The organism is Cyanobium sp. NIVA-CYA 375 (genome assembly GCF_056108345.1).
Genome location: NZ_JBSYHW010000397.1, coordinates 1 through 580, shown reverse-complemented (window position 1 = coordinate 580; position 580 = coordinate 1). Strand labels below are relative to the sequence as shown.

General features: G+C 65.7%; 1 protein-coding gene. It reads left to right on the top strand.

Annotation, left to right across the window (positions count from 1 at the left end; genetic code table 11):
• A partial coding sequence (locus AC01FP_RS18790) for a M16 family metallopeptidase (RefSeq protein WP_474482439.1) occupies window positions 1-580 on the top strand: 580 nt, incomplete at both ends.

The window sequence follows — 580 nt, the reverse complement described above, 5'->3', positions numbered from 1 at the left end:
GATTTCCCGGCCATCGAGCGGGCAACGCTCTCGAACGGGATCAAGGTGTTCTTCGCCAAGCGCACGGCAGTGCCGACCGTTTCGGTGCGGCTCGACTTCGATGCCGGCTATGCTGCCGATCCGGCAGGCAAGCTTGGGGCGACCTCCCTCCTCCTGCAACTGATGGACGAAGGCACCCGTTCGCTCGATTCACAGGGGCTGGCGATTGCCAAGGAACGCCTTGGGGTGAACCTGGGGGCGTTCGCCAATGCGGACACCACCGCCTTCACGCTCGACACGCCGACCGCCAACCTGGCCCCGGCGTTGGCGCTGATGGCGGACTACGTCGAGCACCCGGGCTTTGATCCCCGCGCGATGGAGCGCGTGCGGACACAGCAACTGACCCGGATCAAGAACGAGCTCAACAACCCCAGCCAGATCGCCCAGCGCACACTGGCGAAGGAGCTGTTCGGCGACAACCACCCCTATGGCATGCCCCCTTCGGGCACAGGTGATCCCGCGGCCGTCGAAGCGATGACCGTGCAGGACCTGCGCGATTTCCACCAGCTGTGGCTGCGGCCGGACCTCGCCCAGATTTTCG